Annotated in this window: 18 protein-coding genes and 3 tRNA genes; 11 read left to right on the top strand and 10 right to left on the bottom strand. The window is 63.8% G+C overall.

Annotated elements, in window-relative coordinates:
- Positions 1 to 463: 463 nt before the first annotated feature.
- The 5 genes from JI744_RS14490 to JI744_RS14470 all read left to right on the top strand — a co-directional run bounded on the left by JI744_RS14490 (position 464) and on the right by JI744_RS14470 (position 3322).
- Complete coding sequence (locus JI744_RS14490; RefSeq protein ID WP_202661848.1) at positions 464 to 1669, top strand: DegT/DnrJ/EryC1/StrS family aminotransferase; 1206 nt, start codon at positions 464 to 466, stop codon at positions 1667 to 1669.
- 117 nt (positions 1670 to 1786) lie between these two features.
- Positions 1787 to 1861, top strand: a tRNA-Gly gene (locus tag JI744_RS14485).
- A 121-nt stretch (positions 1862 to 1982) separates the two neighbouring features.
- A tRNA-Gly gene (locus JI744_RS14480) sits at positions 1983 to 2057 on the top strand.
- Between the two features lie 107 nt (positions 2058 to 2164).
- A tRNA-Cys gene (locus JI744_RS14475) sits at positions 2165 to 2238 on the top strand.
- A gap of 70 nt (positions 2239 to 2308) precedes the next feature.
- Positions 2309 to 3322, top strand: a complete 1014-nt coding sequence (locus JI744_RS14470; RefSeq protein WP_202661847.1) for an SDR family NAD(P)-dependent oxidoreductase — start codon at positions 2309 to 2311, stop codon at positions 3320 to 3322.
- Positions 3323 to 3407: 85 nt separating this feature from the next.
- On the opposite strand, the gene JI744_RS14465 is transcribed toward JI744_RS14470, so the two are convergent.
- Complete coding sequence (locus JI744_RS14465; RefSeq protein ID WP_202661846.1) at positions 3408 to 4481, bottom strand: Mrp/NBP35 family ATP-binding protein; 1074 nt, start codon at positions 4479 to 4481, stop codon at positions 3408 to 3410.
- Positions 4482 to 4752: 271 nt separating this feature from the next.
- On the opposite strand from JI744_RS14465, the gene JI744_RS14460 reads away from it, so the two are divergent.
- Together JI744_RS14460 and JI744_RS14455 are read left to right on the top strand one after the other, a co-directional pair.
- Complete coding sequence (locus tag JI744_RS14460) at positions 4753 to 4968, top strand: DUF1127 domain-containing protein (RefSeq protein WP_202661845.1); 216 nt, start codon at positions 4753 to 4755, stop codon at positions 4966 to 4968.
- A 508-nt stretch (positions 4969 to 5476) separates the two neighbouring features.
- Positions 5477 to 6634 carry a benzoate/H(+) symporter BenE family transporter gene (locus JI744_RS14455; protein ID WP_202661844.1) on the top strand — a complete coding sequence of 386 codons (1158 nt, stop codon included), beginning with the start codon at positions 5477 to 5479 and terminating at the stop codon, positions 6632 to 6634.
- Between the two features lie 71 nt (positions 6635 to 6705).
- Here the strand turns inward: JI744_RS14455 and JI744_RS14450 are convergent, their stop codons facing one another.
- From JI744_RS14450 to JI744_RS14440, 3 genes are all read right to left on the bottom strand, one after another.
- On the bottom strand, positions 6706 to 8265 hold the full coding sequence (locus JI744_RS14450; protein WP_202661843.1) for a trimethylamine methyltransferase family protein: 1560 nt from the start codon (positions 8263 to 8265) through the stop codon (positions 6706 to 6708).
- A gap of 132 nt (positions 8266 to 8397) precedes the next feature.
- Complete coding sequence (locus JI744_RS14445) at positions 8398 to 9093, bottom strand: HAD family hydrolase (protein ID WP_202661842.1); 696 nt, start codon at positions 9091 to 9093, stop codon at positions 8398 to 8400.
- A gap of 43 nt (positions 9094 to 9136) precedes the next feature.
- Complete coding sequence (locus JI744_RS14440; protein ID WP_202661841.1) at positions 9137 to 9418, bottom strand: DUF3572 domain-containing protein; 282 nt, start codon at positions 9416 to 9418, stop codon at positions 9137 to 9139.
- 129 nt (positions 9419 to 9547) lie between these two features.
- Between JI744_RS14440 and JI744_RS14435 the strand changes: the two genes are divergently transcribed.
- Positions 9548 to 10924 carry a diguanylate cyclase gene (locus tag JI744_RS14435; protein WP_202661840.1) on the top strand — a complete coding sequence of 459 codons (1377 nt, stop codon included), beginning with the start codon at positions 9548 to 9550 and terminating at the stop codon, positions 10922 to 10924.
- Positions 10925 to 10952: 28 nt separating this feature from the next.
- Here JI744_RS14435 and JI744_RS14430 read toward each other — a convergent pair whose 3' ends face one another.
- The 4 genes from JI744_RS14430 to JI744_RS14415 form a co-directional block, all read right to left on the bottom strand.
- The gene (locus tag JI744_RS14430) at positions 10953 to 11456 is read right to left on the bottom strand and encodes a periplasmic heavy metal sensor (protein WP_202661839.1); all 504 of its coding nucleotides are present in this window, start codon (positions 11454 to 11456) and stop codon (positions 10953 to 10955) included.
- Positions 11457 to 11458: 2 nt separating this feature from the next.
- Entirely contained in the window at positions 11459 to 11851 is a 393-nt protein-coding gene (locus tag JI744_RS14425; protein WP_202661838.1) for a dihydroorotate dehydrogenase, read from the bottom strand.
- The gene (locus JI744_RS14420) at positions 11835 to 12431 is read right to left on the bottom strand and encodes an RNA polymerase sigma factor (protein ID WP_202661837.1); all 597 of its coding nucleotides are present in this window, start codon (positions 12429 to 12431) and stop codon (positions 11835 to 11837) included. Before JI744_RS14420 ends, JI744_RS14425 begins: the two co-directional genes overlap by 17 nt.
- 61 nt (positions 12432 to 12492) lie before the next feature.
- A complete protein-coding gene (locus JI744_RS14415) occupies positions 12493 to 13071 on the bottom strand; it encodes an EF-hand domain-containing protein (RefSeq protein WP_202661836.1) in 579 nt (192 codons plus the stop codon).
- A 175-nt stretch (positions 13072 to 13246) separates the two neighbouring features.
- Here JI744_RS14415 and JI744_RS14410 point away from each other — a divergent pair, with 175 nt between their 5' ends.
- The gene (locus tag JI744_RS14410) at positions 13247 to 13672 is read left to right on the top strand and encodes a DUF983 domain-containing protein (RefSeq protein WP_202661835.1); all 426 of its coding nucleotides are present in this window, start codon (positions 13247 to 13249) and stop codon (positions 13670 to 13672) included.
- On the top strand, positions 13662 to 14267 hold the full coding sequence (locus tag JI744_RS14405; RefSeq protein ID WP_236019467.1) for an NUDIX domain-containing protein: 606 nt from the start codon (positions 13662 to 13664) through the stop codon (positions 14265 to 14267). Before JI744_RS14410 ends, JI744_RS14405 begins: the two co-directional genes overlap by 11 nt.
- On the opposite strand, the gene JI744_RS14400 is transcribed toward JI744_RS14405, so the two are convergent.
- Complete coding sequence (locus JI744_RS14400) at positions 14268 to 15173, bottom strand: fatty acid desaturase (protein WP_202661834.1); 906 nt, start codon at positions 15171 to 15173, stop codon at positions 14268 to 14270.
- Between the two features lie 103 nt (positions 15174 to 15276).
- On the opposite strand from JI744_RS14400, the gene JI744_RS14395 reads away from it, so the two are divergent.
- Positions 15277 to 16134, top strand: a complete 858-nt coding sequence (locus tag JI744_RS14395; protein WP_202661833.1) for a helix-turn-helix domain-containing protein — start codon at positions 15277 to 15279, stop codon at positions 16132 to 16134.
- A gap of 76 nt (positions 16135 to 16210) precedes the next feature.
- On the opposite strand, the gene tpa is transcribed toward JI744_RS14395, so the two are convergent.
- Entirely contained in the window at positions 16211 to 17590 is a 1380-nt protein-coding gene (tpa, locus tag JI744_RS14390) for a hypotaurine--pyruvate aminotransferase Tpa (protein WP_202661832.1), read from the bottom strand.
- Between the last annotated feature and the right edge of the window lie 44 nt (positions 17591 to 17634).

The raw sequence follows: 17634 nt of genomic DNA, 5'->3' as shown, positions 1-17634 counted from the left end.
CGTTTGGGACTAAAATTGTCATACATTGAAGACTTCAATGGGCGTAATTATCTGAAAAATATAACTATTTCTGAATATTGACGCCCAATCCATCATCGGGGCGACCGATAGTCTGTGGCTGCCATGGTGGCCTGATGCTTCGATCTTGTTCACCATGGTGTCAGGCATAGGACTTTGCTCATTCCGGGCCGTTTCGGCCAATTCTTCCCGGCTCACCCTATCGCAAGACAGCAACGGGCAAGAATGGGACGGCCTTTGTCTAGCGCAAATCATCCGCAATGCCCATGGGCTGCCAAAAGCTCAGCCAGAAACCCACACCGAAAAGCACGGGCAGACAGGCTGCCCCAACAGGCCCGTAGAAAAGATTTCAGCGATATCCCGCCTGCGACAGAGGATTGTCACTGGTCTGTTGCGCATCTGGAGTTTAAAGATTTCCTGAAGATCAGTTTCAGGAATCCTTCACATGGCACCTGACGGCCAACTGCTTACCCCGCAAACCCTTGCCCCCGATGTGCATCAGTCCGAACCGATCCCTGAGGCTGCGCGCTCGGAAATCGAGCGGTTGCTGACCTCTGGCGACCTGTTTCGCTATACCGCACCCGAAGGCGCGCCGGTGGCTCTGCTGGAGCAGGAATTCGCCGACCTTTTGGGCGCGCGCTATGCGCTGGCGGTGGCATCCTGTTCGGCGGCGCTGTTCCTGTCGCTCAAGGCGCTGGACCTGCCGCGCGGGGCCAAAGTGCTGATCCCGGCCTTTACCTTTGCCGCGGTGCCTTCTGCCGTTGTGCATGCCGATTGCGTGCCGGTTCTGGTTGAGGTGGGCGACAATTACCGCGTGGACATGGCGGATTTCGCGGCCAAGCTGGACGATGCGCAGGCCGTGATGATCAGCCATATGCGCGGCCATACCAGCGACATGGATGCAATCATGGCGCTGTGCGATGCCCGCGACATTCCGGTGGTCGAGGATGCGGCGCATTCGCTGGGCACCAAATGGCATGGCCGCAACATCGGCACCATCGGCAAGATCGGCTGCTTTTCCTTCCAGTCCTACAAGCTGGTCAATGCGGGCGAAGGCGGCATCCTGATCACCGATGACCCAGAACTGGCCGCGCGCTGCGTGATCATGTCGGGCGCTTACGAGTCGAACTGGAAGAAGCATCCCGGCATGCAGAACAGCTATATGCTGTGGCAAAACAAGCTGCCGCTTTACAACATGCGGATGCAGAACCTGTCGGCGGCCGTCATCCGGCCCCAACTGCCCGAGGTGGCAAGCCGCGTCGCCAAGGGCCGCGCGGGCCATGACCGGGTGGCGGACCAGCTGAACACCAGCCCCTTCCTGACCGTGCCGCCCGCCCTGCCCCCCGAAGAACGCGCGCCGGATTCGATCCAGTTCAACCTCGCCGGCGACTGGACCGATGCCGAGGCCTATCGCTTTCAGGCCGAGGCGAAAAAGCGCGGCGTCACCGTGCAGATTTTTGGCCTGACCGAAGGCAACGCCCGTGCCTTCTGGAACTGGGAGTTTCTGGGGCCGCAGCCCGAACTGCCGCAAACCCGCGCCATGCTGATGCGGGCCTGCGACGTGCGCCTGCCGACCCGTCTGACCGAGGCGGAACTGGATTATATCGCCAATGCGGTGCTGGCGGCGGCGCAGTCGGTCAAAGCCTCCTGACAGCCAACACACTGGAAATGTGAAATAATCGGGGCCGCGCAGGAAATTGCGCGGCCCGTTTCATTTTCCCCTTGCAAGCGCGCGGCATAGCCCTTATCTCCCCGCCATCCGAACGGTGCGGGCGTAGCTCAGGGGTAGAGCATAACCTTGCCAAGGTTAGGGTCGAGGGTTCGAATCCCTTCGCCCGCTCCAATCGGATCGCTGAAAGGGCACCTTCGGGTGCCCTTTTGCATTTCCGGCCGCCCCATCAAAAATCCCGCACGACGGCCCTTGCCCTTCGCCCCCGGCCCCGCTATCACGCCGCACACGGAGTGCGGGCGTAGCTCAGGGGTAGAGCATAACCTTGCCAAGGTTAGGGTCGAGGGTTCGAATCCCTTCGCCCGCTCCAATTGCCAGACGGGTCCTTCGGGGCCCGTTTTGCATTTCGGGCGCGAAATCCTGCGACAAGCCCCTTGCCCCCCCTGACGCTTTCCCCTATTTCAGCCAGACATTCGAGGCGGGTGGGCAGGCAGGCTATGCGCTGGATTGCAAATCCATGTAGATCGGTTCGATTCCGATACCCGCCTCCAATGCGCCCCTCCCCTCTGGTCAGGATTGTTCAAACCGGCTAACACCTTGGAAAACAAGGTCGAGGGCGGCATGGGCAAAGAAACCATCTTCATCACCGGAACCGCCGGCTTCATCGGCTTTCACCTTGCGCGGCTTCTCTTGGCCGAAGGGTTCCGCGTGCATGGCTATGACGGGATGTCCGATTACTATGACGTGCGGCTGAAGCAGCGCCGCCACGCCATGCTGCGCCAGAATGAGGCCTTCACCACGACCGAGGCGCTGCTGGAGGACCGCGAGGCGCTGGCCCGTGCCATGGATGCGGCAAAACCGGATGTGATCGTCCACCTCGCCGGGCAGGCGGGGGTGCGCTACAGCCTTGAAAACCCGCGCGCCTATATTGAGACCAACATCACCGGCACCTTCAACGTGATGGAGCTGGCGCGCGATCACAAGGTGCGCCACCTGTTGATGGCTTCGACCAGCTCTGTCTACGGCGCGAATGAAGCCATGCCCTTCCGCGAGACGGACAAGGCCGACACCCCGCTGACGATCTATGCCGCGACGAAAAAGGCCAATGAGGCGATGGGCCATTCCTGGGCGCATATCTATGGCCTGCCGGTCACCATGTTTCGCTTTTTCACGGTCTATGGCCCCTGGGGCCGCCCCGATATGGCGCTGTTCAAGTTTACCAAGGGCATTCTGGAAGGCACGCCGATCGACATTTATAACCACGGCGATATGTGGCGCGACTTTACCTATGTCGAAGATCTGGTGCGCGGCATCCGCCTGCTGATCGACACGCCCCCCGCTGTGCCCGATGGCCCAGTGGCAGAAGGCGACAGCCTTTCCCCCGCCGCGCCCTATCGCGTGGTCAACATCGGCAATTCCGACAAGGTGCGCCTGATGGATTTCATCGACGCGATTGAACAGGAAACCGGGCGCAAGGCCATTCGCAATTACATGCCCATGCAGGCGGGCGATGTTCCGGCCACTTGGGCCGACGCGGGCCTGCTGAAATCTCTGACCGGCTACGCGCCGCAAACCCCGTTCCGCGAAGGGGTGAAGCGGTTCGTGGAATGGTATCGGGATTACTACGCGGTGTGATGCTGCGTGGAATGATGCGTGAAATCACGCACCATTCCAATAGCCTCCTGCCCAGTAGGATCCGTGCTCTGCACGCAAAACCCCCTCACGCCATCCCGCCATCCACCAGCCGCTGCGCCAGTCGGGCATAGGCGTCGGCCACCGGCCCCTCGCCCACAGCCACTGGCGTTCCGGCATCGCCCGCCAGCCGCACATCCAGCGACAGCGGAATTTCGGCCAGGAACGGCAGGTCCAGCCGCTTGGCCTCGGCCGCCACGCCACCATGGCCGAACAGATGTTCCTCATGCCCGCAGTTGGGGCAGACATAGGTGGACATGTTTTCAATCAGCCCCAGCACCGGGGTTTTCAGCTTGGAAAACATATCCAGCGCCTTTCTCGCATCCAGCAGCGCCACGTCCTGCGGGGTCGAGACCACAATCGCCCCGGTCAGTTGCGTGCGCTGGCACAGCGTCAGTTGCACATCGCCCGTGCCGGGCGGCAGGTCGATCAGCAGCACATCCAGTTTGCCCCAGGCCACCTGGGTCAGCAGTTGTTGCAAGGCACCCATCAGCATCGGGCCGCGCCAGATGACCGCCTCATCCTCTTTCAGCATCAGGCCCAGCGACATCATGGTGACGCCATGGGCCACCAGCGGTTCGATGATCTTGCCATCCGGGCTGGCCGGACGCTTGGAAACCCCCATCATGCGCGGCTGGCTGGGGCCATAGATATCGGCATCCAGCAGGCCCACGCGCCGCCCCTGTTTCGCCAGCGCCACCGCAAGGTTCGACGAGACAGTCGATTTGCCCACGCCCCCCTTGCCCGAGCCGATGGCGATGATCCGGTCCACCCCCGCCAACCGCTGCGCCCCGCCCTGCTGTGGCGTGGGGTGCTGGCCGATCTTCAGCGTGGGCGGGGCCGCCTTGGCAGCAGGGCCATGCGCCGTCATCACCGCCTGAACCGCAGCCACGCCGGGCAGCGCGCGCAAGGCCGCCTCAACCGCCACCTGCACCGGGCCAAGGCTGCGGGCCTCTTCGGCGCTGGCCGCCTCGATCACGAATCGCACCGTGCCGCCCTCAACCTGCAAGGCGCGCACCAGATCGCGCGAGATCAGGGTGCCGCCTCCGGGGCAGGCGATTCTGTCGATCACCGCCAGAACCTCTTCGCGCGAAACAGCCATTCTTCATACTCCAGTCATGTTTCGCGCAGGTTTCGCCGCTTTGTGCCCAAGTGCAAGCCCCCGTCGGCCCCGCAATTCGCAAACCGCCCATTTCTTCAGCTAACCCGTGACACTCATTGAACTATTCAAGACACTCAGCCATGCGCTCGCCGCATGGCGGCATTGACAACAGGGGTTATTGTGCAGTTGCAGCAAATGGCCCATGTTTGGGCTAACAAAAGGAGCCTAAGGAATGGGCCAGACGCTCCCAAGAAGAAGATGAGGCTGTAACATGGCATATGCTAACTCCACCCGCGCCGTCAGCGTTTCGCTCAGCGACCGCTTGGCTGCCACCCTCAACGTGCTGCGCGCCGCCCTTCAGCGCCGCCGCGTTTACGAACAAACCCTGCGTGAGCTGCGGTCGCTGTCCGACCGTGACCTCAGCGATCTGGGCATCTCGCGCTCGGTGATCACCATGGTCGCCCGTGAGGCTGCCTACGGCAAATAAGATCTTTGGCGAGGGTCCTCTCCTCCTCCCTGGACCCTTCGGCAAGGCGCGGCGACATCTCTCCTCCTCCCTGATGTCGCCGCCTTTTTATAGACTTCGACCGGCCCTCTCCTCCTCCCTGGGCCGCTCGGATACGCGGCGGTCTCCTCCTCCTCCCTGAGACCGCCGCACCCTCTTCCGGCCCTCCCTCCTCCTCCCTGGAGGGCCAGATGGCCGAGGCGCCCCTCCTCCTCTCTGGGCGCGTCGGACCTGCGGTGACCCCTCCTCCTCCCTGGGTCGCCGCACAGGTTTCTCGGGCCGCAAGGCCCGGCAGTCGTGCCCCATGACGGGTGCGCAACACGGATCGGTCGGCCCCTCCTCCTCCCTGGGCCGGTCTGATATGCGGCGGTCTCCTCCTCCTCCCTGAGACCGCCGCGCCCTCCCCCTTCGGCCAGCCCGCGCTTGACCCGGCTTGCATCCCGCCTGTCGCACCCCGATAGTCCGGGCAACGACCCGTGCCGGAGATAACATGCGCCTTTCTCTCTTCTCATCCGCGCTGGTCGCGGCGCTGGTCGGCTATGGGTCAACCATCGCGCTGGTGCTGTCGGCGGCGGCGGCAGTCGGGGCAACGCCCGCACAAACCGCCAGCTGGGTCTTTGCCATCTGTCTGGCCAAAGCGGTCGGATCGGCGCTGTTGTCATGGCGGGCGCGGGTGCCGGTTGTGCTGGCCTGGTCAACGCCGGGTGCCGCGCTGATTGCAGCCACCAGCGGCATTACCATGGCCGAGGCGGTAGGCGCCTTTGTCCTGGCGGGCGTGCTGATTGCGCTGACAGGGCTGATCCGGCCGCTGGGCCGACTTGTCGCCCTCATTCCCGATGGAATCGCCGCCGCCATGCTGGCGGGGGTGTTGCTGCCCTTCTGCCTGAAAGGGGCTGCGGCAGCGCAAAGCCTGCCCGCCATCATCTTTCCGATGATCGCTGTCTTTCTGCTGGTGCGGCTGAAAAATCCGGCGCTGGCGGTGCTGGCAGCTTTGGCAACCGGGCTGGTGCTGGCTTTCGCCACCGGCGGCGCGAACCTGCCCGCCCTGTCGCTGCCCCTGCCAACGCTGACCTTCATCGCGCCCGCCTTCCGGCCCGATGCGCTGCTGGGCCTTGGCCTGCCGCTTTATCTGGTCACCATGGCCTCGCAGAACCTGCCCGGCTTTGCCACCCTGCGCGCCGCCGGATATGAACCGCCTGTGCGCCCCGCGCTGATCACCACCGGCACACTCAGCGCGGTCACCGGCCTGTTCGGCGCGCATACCGTCAGCATGGCCGCAATAACCGCCGCCATCTGCCTTGGCGATGACACCCACCCCGACCGCAGCCAGCGTTGGAAGGTGGGGCTGGCCTATGCCGGGGTCTGGCTATGCCTTGGCCTGCTGGGGCCGGTCATCCTGCCGCTGCTGGCCGCATTGCCACCGGCTCTGATGACAGCACTGGTTGCGCTTGCCCTGCTTGGGCCGCTGACCGGGGCGCTGACCGGCGCTTTCGCCACACCGGAAACCCGCTTTGCCGCCACCGTCACAACCACCATTACCGCGTCTGGCGTTGCAGCTTTCGGCATCGGCGCCGCGTTCTGGGGCCTTTTGGCCGGGCTGGCCATTCATCTTCTGGAAAGGACCGCCCGCCGCAGCGCCAAGGCCTGACCGGCTTTTCCTGCGGCTTTCATACTGGCCCAAGTATCCTGGGGGTCCGGGGGCAAGCCCCCGGCCTGCGCTTAGAAATCGGTCGGCGCGCCGCCTTCCTGTTTCCTGCGCGCCACGAACTGGCGCAGCTCTTCCTGATGGTCGCCGTTCATCGCCGGGGCCTCGAACTCGGCCAGGATCTGCTTATACAGGCGATGCGCGCGTTCGGTCGTCCAGACCGCGCCGTCTGCCTGCCACGCCTCATAATTGCGCCAATCGGCGAGGAAGGGCTGATAAAAGGCCGTCTGATAGCGGTCCTGCGTGTGCTGAACGCCAAAGTAATGGCCGCCTGCCCCCACTTCGCGGATCGCATCAATGGCAATGTCATCATCCGTCGTGGCCCAGACGGCGGGCTCCATATACCGCTGGATCATCTGCAACACTTCGCAATCCATCACGAATTTCTCGGGCGACGCGATCAGCCCGCCCTCCAGCCAGCCCGCCGCATGATACACCATGTTTGTGCGCGACTGCACGGCGGCCCACAGGCTGTTCATGGTTTCCCACATGCCTTGGGCATCGGGCACGTTCGACGCGCAAACCCCCGAGGACCGCATCGGCACCTTGTAATGGCGCACCATCTGCCCGGTCATCTGCGTCGCGCGCATGTATTCCGGCGTACCAAAGGCCGGCGCGCCCGATTTCATATCGACGTTCGATGTAAAGGTGCCAATCGCCACCGGGCACCCCGGCGCGATATATTGCAGCAGCGCAATTGCCGCCAGCGCTTCGGCCAGCGACAGGGTCACCGCCCCCGCCATGGTGACCGGCGCCATCGCCCCTGCCAGCGTGAAGGGCGTCACCACCACCGGCTGGCCGCGCTTGGCCAGACGCATCGCGCCATCCAGCATCGGATAGTCGTGTTTCAGTGGCGAGACAGAGTTGATGTTGGTGTACATCCTCGGCTTCGCCTGAAACTCCTCTTCGGTCAGACCGCCGGCGATCTTGACCATCTCCATCACATCCTCGACCCGCTCGGCCCCCAGCGAATAGGCGTGAACCACCTTGTCCGTCAGCACCAGCTTTTCATAAAGGCAGTCAAGGTGGCGGACCGAGGGGTGAATATCCACCGGCTCCACCGGATAGCCGCCCGCGAAATGGATGCAGTTGAAATACTGCGTCAGCTTGATGAATTCCTTGTAGGTCTCAAAATCGCCTGATCGCTTGCCGCGCTCCAGATCCCAGGCGTTGGGTGGCGACGAGACATTGCCAAACAGCATGTATTTGCCGCCCATGATCAGCTCGCGCTCGGGGTTGCGCGGGGTCAGGGTAAAGGTCTCGGGCGCGCGGGCCAGCATTTCCATCACGAAGTCTTCGCTCATGCGGACATTCGTGCCGTCCACTTTGCAGCCCGCCTTTTTAAGATGGGCCACCGCTTCGGGGTTCAGAAACTCGATGCCGATGTCTTTCAGAATCCGCATGGTGCCGCGATGGATCGCCTGCACACCGTCTTCGTCCATCGGTTCAATCGGGCGGTCAGAGTTGACCGGCAGACGCCACGGCATCTGGTCGATAACCGAGGTTCCGGCGCGAACCTTGTTGCCCGCCCGCCCCCCGGCGCGGCGCTTGCGGGTGGCTGCATCATCGGTCATCTTGATCTCCATCTTCGGGCTTGCCCCCGTCTTCGGCCCTGTTCGGGCGGGCTTGCCAAAGCATGGCGCAAAGCGCGCGCGGGCGCTTACCGATTTTCCGACCAATTTCTGTCGTTTTTGATCGCCATCACGTCAGATTGCCCGGCGTGCGTCGATCCATGCGCCCAGTGAGGCAATGTCGGGCAGCACCACATCCGCATGCGGTGACAGTTCCTGCGCTTCGGCAATGCCCGTCAGAACTGCCACCGTCGCCATGCCCGCAGCCTTGCCTGCCGCAATGTCATGCAAGCTGTCACCCACCATAACAGCCCGCTCAGGCGGCACGCCGACCGCAGTGGAAAACGCCAAAAGCTGCCCCGGCGCGGGCTTGCCGCCCCAGCCGGAATCGCACCCGGCAACAAAGTCGAACAGGTCCAGCACCCCCGCCCCATCCAGATGCGCCCGCGCCGGAACTTCGGTGTCATTGGTGGCAAGGCCCAGCGAAAGCCCGCGGTCGCGCAGGCCCTGCAACACGGTGCGCAAGGGCACGGCGGGCTGCATCGGTGCCTCTGCCGCCAGCCGGTTCATCAGGTCGTTCAGCTCTGCAATCGGCAGGTCCGTAACTGCGGAATGCACCAGATCAGCAATTTCTGGCGTGGTCTGGGCGATCACCGCGCTGTCGGGGCGAAACACGCGGTAGCGGCGGTCAAAGCCCAAAAGATGCTCCAGCCGCGCGGCGTCTGCACCGCGTGCGACCAGCGCACCGATCAGCGCCTCGGTCCAGGCCCCCCAACTGGCGCGAAAATCGAAAAGCGTGCCGTCCTTGTCGAAAATCACCGCGTCAATCATCTGGCCCCTCCTGTTCGCGCCAGATCATGGCGCGGCCACCGGGTCACGTCCAGTGCGGATCGCCGCCGCCTGGCAAGGCGCGGCGGGCCTGGGCAATCGCTTCGGGGCGCACCCCAAGGGCCACCGCGCAAGTCAGCACCCGATCGTCGCTTTCCAGGCAAAAATCGACCACCCCCGCCAGAAAGACCGGATCGCGCGTAAGGGCGGCAATGTCCCCCTGCGCCAGCCCCGTCGCCCCCAGAAAGGCCCCGATCATTTCACTGTCCGACACCAGCCATCCCAATGCCTGCAAGGCAACAATTTCGGCAGACTCCCGCTCATTCATCAACTTATCCCCAGCCAGATCACGCAGTGGTGCATGACATGCCCCTTTTCGCACGAATTTCGGAAATGAATTCTTAACCACTTTTCACTCAAAGTCGAAGGTAGCGCCAAAGGAGCGGACGAAGGCCTTATGACGGGACGACTCCTCATTGTTGACGATGCGCCGACGAATCGCATTGTCCTGAAGGCAAAGCTGGCTGCCGCCGGTTATGATCCTGTCGTGGCATCCGATACGGCAATTGCGCTGGGTCTGTTGCGCACCTCGACGCCCGATCTGGTGGTGATCGACCTGTCGGCGCGCGACGGGCTTGCGCTGATCGGCGCGCTGCGGGCGCGGGCGGCCACCGCGCAACTGCCCGTCGTTATCATGGCGAATGAAGGGCCACCTGGCCTGCGGGCCGATTATCTGCGCGCCGGTGCGGATGAGGTTTTGGCAAAGCCGGTCGATGACCAGCATCTGTTAGCGCTGATCCGTAGCCATATGCGCCATATCGCGCTGGCGGTGGCTGACCCGACTGGGCAATACCTTCAGGGGTTGGGGGAAGGCCCCGCATCGTTTCAGCCACAGGGCCAGGTTGCACTGATCACCGCCCGGCCCGAAACCGCCCTGCGGCTGAAGCGGGACCTTTCGGCCCATTGCCGCGACCGCATCACAGCGCTGCCCCCGGACGAGGCACTGGCTTGCCTGACTCGCCCCGGACACGCCCCCGACGCCGTGGTGATCGAGGTTGATCTGCCAGAGGCGGGGGGGGGGCTGCGCCTGATGTCGGAACTGCAAAGCCGCGCAACCACCTGCCACGCCAGATTCGTGCTGCTGGTATCGGCGGGCACACAGGTTTTGGCATCAATGGCCTATGATCTGGGCGCCCATGCCCTGATCGGCCCCGAAACCTCGGCGGTGGAAACCGCGTTGCGCCTGTCGCGGCTGATCGGCCAGAAACAGGCGGCAGACCGGCGGCGCGCCTCGGTTCAAGACAGCCTGCGGCTGGCTGCGCATGATCCGCTGACCGGCCTTTATAACCGCCGCTATATCGACCAGCAGTTGGTGACGGCGGTGCAGGACGGCGCGCGCGACGGCAAGGGATTCGCGGTTCTGGTCGTCGATCTCGACCGGTTCAAGCGGGTGAACGACAACTGGGGCCACCCGGCAGGAGATGCCGTTCTGGTGGCGGTGGCAGAGCGGATGGGCCAAAGCCTGCGGCGCGGCGATATGCTGGCCCGGATGGGGGGCGAAGAGTTTCTGGCCATCCTGCCAGGTGCCAGTCTGGCCGATGCCCGCGCCATTGGCGAACGGCTGTGCCATTCGATCGAGGCGCTGCCGATTGCGGTGCCTCAGGGGCATTCGATTCCGGTCACTGTGTCGGTGGGCATCGCCGCCTGCCTGCCCTGCCCCCTGCGCGCGCCCGTCGATCAGGCGCGCGAGGTGGTGGAGCATGCCGACCGCGCGCTGCTTTACGCCAAATCGCACGGGCGCAACCGCGTCACAGTCTTTCGCAGCGCCGCCTGATCCTGCCACACCATCGGGCTTTATGGCCCTAATGTTTGTCCTTGTGCTTCAGCCGGTCTTCAAGCCGGTCGGCAAAGGCGTGGCGATGTGCGGTGTCCATCGTCAGAAGAAAGTCGCGCAGCGCCTGACTGCCGACCGAGATCTGCCCCGTCAGCCTGGCCTGCTGCGCCTCCATGACGGTGGTCAGGGCCACCGGATCAAATGGCTCTGCCCGCAGTGCCGCCACCACCTTGTCCATATTGGCCCGCATCTCTTGACGCATCTGGCCCAGACCGGGCGCGCGCTGCAAAATATCCTTGCGCAGCGCCTTGCGCTCTGCCGGTTCCATCGCATCGGAAAAGGGGCCAAAGCTGAACTCGCGGTCCTTGCCCTCGGGGCCATGGGGACCGCGCAGCATGGCGCCCCCCACAAGGCCTGCGACGATCAGATTCAGCGTGACAGAAAGCGCCAGCGCGACCTGCATCCCCCGCCCTTTCAGCCCCAGGCCCTTTGGCTGGGGCACCTTGCCCGGTGCAACAGGATCATCCACCATCATCATTCCTCCGAAATCAGCGCATCAATGCCTGTCGCGACATCAAGCGCGGGAGTGGCCGTTGTGGCCTGCCCCCCCATCATGGCGGTCAGCGCGGAAACCGGGGCGGGTTGGGCAAAGCCCAGCATCAGGCTTGCCACCGCCGCCGATCCCATGCCCGCCAGCACCGGCCCGCCGCCAAACATCGCGGCAACCGCCGCAAGCAGGCTGCGCCGGGGTGCCACAGCGTGCGACAGTGGTGCTTCAAGGCCCGGCTGCAATGCCGCCGCATCCGCCAGAACCCGCACGACAAGATCACCAGAGGGCACCGGCCCATCGGCCCGCGCCGCTGCGAAAAGATCGTCCAGATCGTCTTTGCCCATCATCCCGGCCCCCATTTCAAGCCGATTCCTCATATCCCAACTCTTCCCGCCGCCCCGCCAGCAGCGCCTGAAGCGCCCGCTTGCCGCGCGCGGTCAGGCTTTCCACCGCCTCGACCCCGATGCCCAGCACCTCGGCAATCTCGGGGTTGGTCAGCCCCTCGATATGGCGCAGCACCACGGCCTGTCGCTGGCGTTCGGGCAGACTGCCCAGCGCCGCCTGCAAAGCCGCCATCCGATCGGCCGCAATCATCGCCCCTTCGGCATCGACCGCGCCATCGACCGGCTCTGGTACATCGTCCAGCGCCTCGGCCCGCCGCCTGCGCCCCGCGCGCAGCCGGTCGGTACACAGGTTGGTGACAACCCGGTACAGCCAGCTTGTCACCTTGGCCTCGCCCTGCCGCCAGTCGGGCGCGATGCGCCACAGCCGGATCATCGCCTCTTGCGCGATATCCTCGGCCTCGGCCCGGTTGCCCAGAAGGCGGGTGGCATAGCCCAGAACCACCGGCAACAGGCGCTGCGTCAGGACACGGGCCGCCATACCGTCGCCGTTGGCATAAAGCACCAACAGCGCGTCATCGCTCAGTTCGGCGGTCATGTCCCTGGGCATCGTCATCCGGTCAGGCTAGGGCGGGAACCCGGCGCGAGGCAAGCCCGCGCCGGACAAGGGCGTGGGATCAGTTGAACCACCACTCCATCATGTCACCCCCTTTGGGGCCGCCGCCCATCGGGCCATGGCCCCCCTTGCCGTGGCCGCCCTTTTCGCCGCCCTTGCCATGCTTGCCCATGCGCTCGGCCATCCGGTCCTGCGCCGCTTCGGCCTCGGCCTTGGACACAGCGCCATCGCCGTCGGTATCCAGCCGCTCGATCATCGTTTTTGGGCGCGGACCGGCAGCCATTTCGTCGGTCGAAAGCAGCCCGTCACCATCGCGGTCAAAGCGAGAGACCATCTTTTCCGCCCTTGCAAGGCGGCGTTCGGCCTCCATCTTTTCGCGCATCGCCACCAGTTCGGCGGGTGACAACTTGCCATCCTTGTCAGTATCCGCCTCGGCAAAGCGGGCGGCTTTGAAGGCGTCGATCTCGGCCTGGGTGATCTTGCCATCCTTGTCGGCGTCAACCTTGTCGAAGAATTGCATCGCCATATCGCCGCCTGGCGGTGGGGCAGCAGGCCCTTCCTGCGCCAGTGCGACGGTTGAAACACCGGCCGCAATCATCGCGGCCAGCGTTAGCGAATTCAGGGCGTTCATCTTGCGCATCTTTGCTTTCCTTGATCCGGGGGCGAAGCCGTTCCGCGCCCTTCTGCCAGGAAAAACGGCACGGATGCCGGTTTCCGTCGCAATCTGTCGATCACGGAATTGCGACATAATGCACACCCCCTCTACATCTTTGCCTTGCGAGGTTAAATTGGGGGCAACCCCGAAAGGAAGACCCATGACCGAGGCCACAGCCCTACCCGAAGACCGCCCGTTTGGGCGTGCCGTGCTGAATGGCTGGCGCAAATGCTGCCCGAACTGCGGCTCTGGCCCGCTGCTGCGCGGATACCTCAAGGTAAGAGAGACCTGCCCGGTTTGTGGGGAAGAACTGTTTCATCAGCGTGCTGACGATGGCCCCGCCTATATGACCATTCTGATCGTCGGCCACCTGTTGGCCCCTGCGCTGCTGATCAGCTATAACCTTTGGCATCCCGATCCGTGGCTGATGTCGGCGGTGCTGTCGGTCGCTTGCGTGGCGCTGTCGCTGTTCCTGTTGCCGCGCATGAAGGGGGTGATGGTCGCCATTCAATGGGCCAAGCGGATGCACGGTTTTGGCAGGGCACCGGCCAACGGGATGCCCAAAGAGGTGCCCGTTGACCAGTGAAGAGCCGATCTGGCCCGCCGCGACCGTGGTGTTCTGGCGGCAGGCCGAGGGCGGTCCGCAGGTTCTGATGGGCCAGCGCGGCGCTGCGGCGGTCTTCATGCCATCGAAATATGTCTTTCCCGGCGGGCGTCTGGACGCCGCGGATGCCACGGGCGCTGCTCCGGCGCTGGATGCCCGCTGCGCCGCGCGCCTGGCCGCGCATTGCCCGCCTGATGCCCCGCAGCCGACAGCCTTGGCCGCCGCCGCCCTGCGTGAACTGGCCGAAGAGACCGGCCTTACCCCCGCCTCCGATGCGCGCTGGCGTTTCATATTCCGCGCCATCACCCCGCCGGGCCGCACAAGGCGGTTTGACGCGCGCTTTTTTCTGGTGCCCGCCCTTGGGGCCAGCGGCGACAGCGAAACCTTTGCCGGGGCCGAGGATGAGCTGTCGCATCTGCACTGGATCGGGCTGACCGAGGCCCGCGCGCTGGATCTGCCCTTCATCACCGAGGTGGTTCTGGCCGAGGTGCAGGCCCTGCTGGCCGGCACCGATCAGCCCGGCGTGCCTTTCTTTGACAATTCCGGCCCGGTGCCGACCTTTCGCCGCATCCCCTGATCAATCGTCGGCTTTACGCACCGGCCAGACCGGATGCGGCACCGGATCTTTCGCCTTGAACAGATAGCGGCGGAAAACCTCGGCATAGCTGCGATAGACATAGGCCTCGTTCCGACGCTGATAATGTGCGCGCCGTTCGGCATAAAGCGCCGGCAGATCGTACCAAGGCACCGTAGGGTGCATGTGGTGAACGACATGCAGGTTGTTGTTCAAAAACAGCAGCGCCAGCGGCCCCCTATCCTCAATAATCACAGTGCGGGCGCGGGGTGCCTCATGCGCGCGATGCTCCAGATAGGTGCGGATTTTCAACAGGCTATAGCCCAGATAGGCCGCCATTGCATAGGCCAGCAGCGGCATGTCGCTGACACCCCACAGCCAGCCCAGCACCAACAGGATACCCAGGCCGTTCATCATCCATGCGTGCAGGATTGCGGGGTTGCCCTTTTGGTGAAGGTCGATCTCGGCCTTGATGAAAAACCGTGTGCCAATGGCCGGACCCAGCAGAATGCGGCCCAAAAGCGTGTTGTTCAGCCGCAACAGCGCCTGCGTGCCCCGCGGCATCCGCGCCCAGACCTGCGGGTCCTGATAGTTCGATTCCGGGTCATCATAGGGGTCGGTCAGCGCCGGGTCGTAATGGTGTTGCAGGTGGGTGTCGCGAAACCGCTCATAGGGAATCACCAATGCCAGCGCCGGAAAGACCAGCGCGTGGTTCAGATTCGGGTTGCGAAACGGGTGGCCATGCAGAACCTCGTGCTGCAACGAGCAGAACTGCGCCACGGCAACCCCGGTCACCACGACCGACAGCAGCCCCGATACCGGCCACAGCAGGGTTCCCGCCGCCCAGACCGCATAGGTGGCAATCAGCAGCAACAAGGTAGGCCATTCAAATCCAGTCTTCTCGCTCATCTCTGCCCTTTCAGTGCGCAATATCAGGCTAGCACTGGACAGAGGCGTCGAGAACTCAGAGGATACGCAACATTAAGTCGCAGTTGTTTTGTAAAAGAAGCACATGGTGGAAATGATCGACAAACGCGACCGCGCCCATATCTTCCGCACCCGACTGGCAGAGGCGATGGCCGCCTCTGGCCAGACGCAAAGCGCATTGGCCCGGCATCTGGGGGTGGACCGCTCTACCCTGTCGGCGCTGCTGGCCCCCGGCACCCGCCTGCCCAACGCCCAGTTGGCCGCCGACTGCGCTGCCGCACTGGGAGTAACCTGCGACTGGCTTTTGGGTCTGGCCGATGCCCCCCAGCCGGTTGATGCCCTGCTGGCCGAGGCGCTGACCTTTACCCCGGCCCCCCGCGCACTGTTTGACGCCACGATCTTTGGCTGGCATCAGGCGGCAGCGGGCTACAAGGTGCGCCATGTGCCCGCCACCCTGCCCGACATGCTTAAGACCCGCGCCGTGGTGGAATGGGAATACCGCGATTCCCTTGGGCCTACTGCGCCAGAGGCCATCGCGGCCTTCGAGGCGCAGCTTGAACACCTGCGCTCGGCCCGGTCAGACTATGAAATCGCGCTGCCGCTGCATGTCTTGCAGGCCTTTGCCGAAGGGTCGGGCTATTGGTCGGGCCTGCCCGCAACCACCCGCAGCGGGCAGTTGGATTTCCTCCTGCGACTGGCCGAAGATCTTTATCCCGGCTTGCGCCTGTATCTGTTCGATGGCCACAATCAATGGTCAGCCCCGGTCACGGTGTTCGGACCAAACCTCGCTGTCCTCTATCTGGGTCACGACTACATTGCCTTCCGCGATCCCACCCACGTCGCCCGCATCAGCGCCCATTTCGACTGGCTGGTGAAGGGTGCGCCAACGGGTGCAAGGGACACACCGGGGGTGCTGCGGGGGTTACGGGGAAAACTGGCGTAGGGTGCGTCAGTCCACGCGCAGACAAGAAAAGCCCCGCAGCCTGCGCCACGGGGCCTTCACCTGTCTGCGCCGAAGATCAGCCAAACACCTTGGTCAGCGCGTTATCAATCGCGCCGGTGATCGCATCGATGTCATCCGCCGTGGCAATCAGCGCGGGCGACAGGCAGAGCGTGTTGTTCAGCCCCGGAACCGAGCGGTTGGTCATGCCGATGATCACGCCTTGCGCGTTGCATTCAGCGACCACGGCGGCCACCTTTTTCTCATCCATCGGTTCCTTGGTCTTGCGGTCCGCCACCAGTTCGGCGCCGCAGAACAGGCCCGCCCCACGCACATCGCCAATGACCTTGTGCTTTTCCATCAGCGCCCAAAGGTTATCGACCGTCCGCTTGCCCATGCGCAGGGTGTTATCCAGCAGGTTCTCATCCTCGATGATCCGCATGTTTTCCAAGGCCGCCGCCGGGCCGCTGGTGCAGCCGCCAAAGGTGGAAATGTCGCGGAAATAGCCCATCGGATCGCTGGCATCATCCTTGAACAGGCCGAACACCTCTTCCGTGGTCACGGTGCAGGAAATCGCCGCATAGCCCGAGGCCACACCCTTGGCCATGGTCACGAAATCCGGCTTGATGCCATAGTTCTGATAGCCGAACCACACACCTGTCCGGCCCACACCGCAAACAACTTCGTCGATGTGCAGCAGGATGTTGTGTTTCTTGCAGATCTCCTGAACCCGCTCCCAATACCCCTTCGGCGGCACGATCACGCCACCGCCTGCCGTCACCGGCTCCAGCACCAGCGCGCCGATCGTGTCGGCGCCTTCGCGCAGGATCACCTCTTCGATGGCATCGGCGGCACGTTCGCCATAATTCTCCACATCCCACTGCTTGCGGTATTCCAGGCAATGCGGAACCATGACGAAGCCATCGGGATAGGGCCCATACATCGCCGCCCGCTCGGCCTGCCCGCTGGTGGCCAGCGCGCCGATGGTGGTGCCGTGGTAATCCCGCTCACGATACAGGATCTTCCACTTTTTCCCGCCATGGTGACGGTGCGAGATCTGGCGCACCATCTTGTAGACCTTCTCATTCGCCTCGGACCCCGAGTTCGAATAATAGACCCGGCTCAACCCCGGCATCTTGGTCAACAGCTTTTCGGCAAACAGCGCGCCCGGAACCGACCCGCCCGAGCCCGCGAAATAGTTCATGCGGATCAACTGGTCGCGCACCACATTGGCAATGGATTCACGCCCATAGCCGACGTTCACCGTCCAGACCGCGCCAGACACGGCGTCGATATATTCCTTGCCCTTGGCATCCCAGACGCGCAGGCCCTTGCCTTCAACGATCACGCGCGGATCGGCGGTTTCAAACGCTTTGTGCTGGGTCAGGTGGTGCCAGACGTGCTTCTTGTCGGCTTCGACGACCGCGCTCAGGTCGTTGACGGATGCATAGCCTTCCATGGCCAAACCTCATTTCGCCGGGCAGGCAGGCCCTTCGCCCGCCC

This window comes from Fuscibacter oryzae, assembly GCF_016765795.1.
GTDB lineage: Bacteria > Pseudomonadota > Alphaproteobacteria > Rhodobacterales > Rhodobacteraceae > Fuscibacter > Fuscibacter oryzae.
The sequence above is the reverse complement of the archived record's forward strand: the minus strand, read 5'-3'. Positions and strand labels throughout refer to the sequence as shown.

Coding starts and splice junctions, on each gene's coding strand:
- JI744_RS14490 (WP_202661848.1), top strand. CDS start 464: ATGGCACCTGACGGCCAACTGCTTACCCCGCAAACCCTTGCCCCCGAT.
- JI744_RS14470 (WP_202661847.1), top strand. CDS start 2,309: ATGGGCAAAGAAACCATCTTCATCACCGGAACCGCCGGCTTCATCGGC.
- JI744_RS14465 (WP_202661846.1), bottom strand. CDS start 4,481: ATGGCTGTTTCGCGCGAAGAGGTTCTGGCGGTGATCGACAGAATCGCC.
- JI744_RS14460 (WP_202661845.1), top strand. CDS start 4,753: ATGGCATATGCTAACTCCACCCGCGCCGTCAGCGTTTCGCTCAGCGAC.
- JI744_RS14455 (WP_202661844.1), top strand. CDS start 5,477: ATGCGCCTTTCTCTCTTCTCATCCGCGCTGGTCGCGGCGCTGGTCGGC.
- JI744_RS14450 (WP_202661843.1), bottom strand. CDS start 8,265: ATGACCGATGATGCAGCCACCCGCAAGCGCCGCGCCGGGGGGCGGGCG.
- JI744_RS14445 (WP_202661842.1), bottom strand. CDS start 9,093: ATGATTGACGCGGTGATTTTCGACAAGGACGGCACGCTTTTCGATTTT.
- JI744_RS14440 (WP_202661841.1), bottom strand. CDS start 9,418: ATGAATGAGCGGGAGTCTGCCGAAATTGTTGCCTTGCAGGCATTGGGA.
- JI744_RS14435 (WP_202661840.1), top strand. CDS start 9,548: ATGACGGGACGACTCCTCATTGTTGACGATGCGCCGACGAATCGCATT.
- JI744_RS14430 (WP_202661839.1), bottom strand. CDS start 11,456: ATGGTGGATGATCCTGTTGCACCGGGCAAGGTGCCCCAGCCAAAGGGC.
- JI744_RS14425 (WP_202661838.1), bottom strand. CDS start 11,851: ATGAGGAATCGGCTTGAAATGGGGGCCGGGATGATGGGCAAAGACGAT.
- JI744_RS14420 (WP_202661837.1), bottom strand. CDS start 12,431: ATGACGATGCCCAGGGACATGACCGCCGAACTGAGCGATGACGCGCTG.
- JI744_RS14415 (WP_202661836.1), bottom strand. CDS start 13,071: ATGCGCAAGATGAACGCCCTGAATTCGCTAACGCTGGCCGCGATGATT.
- JI744_RS14410 (WP_202661835.1), top strand. CDS start 13,247: ATGACCGAGGCCACAGCCCTACCCGAAGACCGCCCGTTTGGGCGTGCC.
- JI744_RS14400 (WP_202661834.1), bottom strand. CDS start 15,173: ATGAGCGAGAAGACTGGATTTGAATGGCCTACCTTGTTGCTGCTGATT.
- JI744_RS14395 (WP_202661833.1), top strand. CDS start 15,277: ATGGTGGAAATGATCGACAAACGCGACCGCGCCCATATCTTCCGCACC.
- tpa (WP_202661832.1), bottom strand. CDS start 17,590: ATGGAAGGCTATGCATCCGTCAACGACCTGAGCGCGGTCGTCGAAGCC.